Source organism: Hamadaea sp. NPDC051192 (assembly GCF_040682475.1).
GTDB lineage: Bacteria > Actinomycetota > Actinomycetes > Mycobacteriales > Micromonosporaceae > Hamadaea > Hamadaea flava.
Genome location: NZ_JBFBAZ010000287.1, coordinates 1 through 2,223, shown reverse-complemented (window position 1 = coordinate 2,223; position 2,223 = coordinate 1). Strand labels below are relative to the sequence as shown.

The 2,223-nt window shown below is 73.0% G+C and carries 2 protein-coding genes; one reads left to right on the top strand and one right to left on the bottom strand.

Annotation, left to right across the window (positions count from 1 at the left end; all coding sequences use genetic code 11):
- On the bottom strand, positions 1-946 hold a 946-nt coding region (locus tag AB0M47_RS42610; protein WP_363424718.1), incomplete at its 3' end, for an ROK family protein.
- Positions 947-1,069: 123 nt separating this feature from the next.
- Here AB0M47_RS42610 and AB0M47_RS42605 point away from each other — a divergent pair.
- Positions 1,070-2,029, top strand: coding sequence for a LacI family DNA-binding transcriptional regulator (locus AB0M47_RS42605; RefSeq protein ID WP_363424721.1), 960 nt, complete (start codon positions 1,070-1,072; stop codon positions 2,027-2,029).
- Positions 2,030-2,223 lie beyond the last annotated feature (194 nt).

Sequence of the window (2,223 nt, the reverse complement as noted above, 5' to 3'; positions counted from 1 at the left end):
ACGATCTGGAGAGGCGGAGGGTGGAGGGGTAGCGCTCCGGCTCGAAGGCGAGCGCGGCCGCGCCCACGAGGCCGGCCGCGTTCCCCAATTCCGCCGGGGCGACCGCGAGGTCGCGCAGGAAGCCGAGTTTGGCGTGGTCGGCGATGGCCTGGCGCAGCGGCGGGAGCAGCACGTCGGCGGCCCGGGACACGCCGCCGCCGACGACGGCCAGCGACAGGTCGGCGATGGCGGCGGCGGAGACGATCCCCGCCGCGACGGCGCGTCCGGCGCGCTCGAACGCCTGCGTCGCGACCTTGTCGCCGTCCCGGGCGGCGGCCGCGAGGTCCACAGCGGACTCCCCGGCCCAGCCCTGGCGGCGTGCCCAGGCGACCATGCTCGGCCCGCTGGCGATGCCTTCCACACAGCCCCGGCCGCCACAGGGGCACGGGTCGCCATCGAGGTCGACGACGGTGTGGCCGATGTGACCGGCGTTGCCCGTACGCCCGCTGATCAGCCGGCCGTGCTGGATCAGCCCGCCGCCGACGCCGGTCGACACGACCAGGACGATCACGTCGTCCACCGATCGGGCGGCGCCGCGCCAGTGCTCCCCGACGGCGGCGCACATCCCGTCGCCAGCCATGCGTACGGGGATGCCGGGGGCCAGTTCGGCGACGCGCGGGGCGAGCGGGAAACCCCGCCAGCCGAGGATGTTGACCGGGCTCACGGTGGCCTCGACGAGGTCGAGCGGGCCGGCGGTGCCGATGCCGATGCCGACGACCGGCCGCCCCGACGCCTCGGCCAGCGTCTCGCGGATGAGCCCGGCGAGCGGCGCGAACACCGTTTCGGCGTCCCCCGGCAGGGTCGGTACGCTCCGCGCACCGAGCACCGTCCCGTCCGCGCTCACGAGCGAGGCCGCCATTTTGGTGCCGCCGATGTCGACGGCGAGGGCAAGAGCAGCACGATCCATGGCGCGCAGGATAGCCCGAGCGACGTATGACAACGTTGTCAGCCCCGCGTACCGTTGCCGTGACGTAACCTCCTCACCGTGGTGGGGAGTCAGCGGGAGAAGCAGCGCGACGGGCGGCCCACGATGGTGGACGTGGCCAAACGCGCCGGGGTCAGCCTGAAGACCGTCTCCCGGGTGGTGAACGGCTCCCCGCAGGTGCAGCCGGAGCTGGCCGAGCGGGTCCAGGCGGCGATCGCCGAGCTGGGCTTCCGGCGTAACCACTTGGCGAGCGCGTTGCGTTCCGGGCAGCAGACCGCGACGGTCGGCCTGCTCATCGAGGAGATCGCCAATCCGTTCTACGCCACCATCGCGGGCGTAGTCGCCGAGACCGCCCGTGCGCACGACACCCTTCTGTTCACCGCCAGCTCCGAGGAAGACCCCGCACGCGAAGAGCTGCTTCTCCGCGATCTCTGCGCGCGCCGGGTCGACGGGCTGATCGTCGTCCCGGCCGGATACGACCACGGCTTCCTGCGGTCGGAGGTCGAACGGGGTCTCCCGGTGGTGTTCCTCGACCGGCCCGGGGGCGGTCTGGTCGCCGACACCGTCCTGCTGGACAACCGGGGCGGCACTCGGGCCGGGGTGGAGCGGCTCCTCGCCGGCGGCCACCGGCGAATCGCCGTCCTGCTCGACTCGGTCGGCGTCTACACCATGCGGGAACGCCTGGCCGGGGCGCAGGAGGCGCTGGCCGCCGCCGGCCTGCCCTACGATCCCGCGCTGGTCCGCGAGGGGGTCAAGGATCCGGATAGTGCAGCGGCGGTCGTGGCCGAACTGTCCGATGTAGATGCGTACGTGTGCCTCAACAACCGGATCACGGTCGGCGCACTGCAAGAACTCGTACGCCGCGGCAGCGACGCCGAACTGCTCGGCTTCGACGACTTCGAGCTGTCCTACCTGATGCCGCGCCGGTTCACTGTGATCGCGTACGACACCCGGGAGCTGGCCCGGCGGGCGGCGGAACTGCTGTTCGCCCGGATCGCCGGGGACAAGACGTGGCCGCGTACGGAGGTGCTGCCGACGCACCTCATCGAGCGCGGCCTCCGCTGAGGCCGGACCGACTGGCCCGCTGGCCGCCGCTCGCCGTTGATCATGGAGTTTCCAGCCACGCCACGCCGACGAGACCACAGTTAACTCCATGATCAACGCGGAAGGGGAGGGGGGCGAGGGGGCGGCGCGGATGGGGTGGGGGGGGCGGGGAGGGGGTGGGGGTCGTGGGGGTGAGGGGGAGGGGCGTGGTCGGG

Bases quoted from the DNA above. Each gene is read 5' to 3' on its own strand.
- AB0M47_RS42605 (WP_363424721.1), top strand. From the start codon at position 1,070: ATGGTGGACGTGGCCAAACGCGCCGGGGTCAGCCTGAAGACCGTCTCC.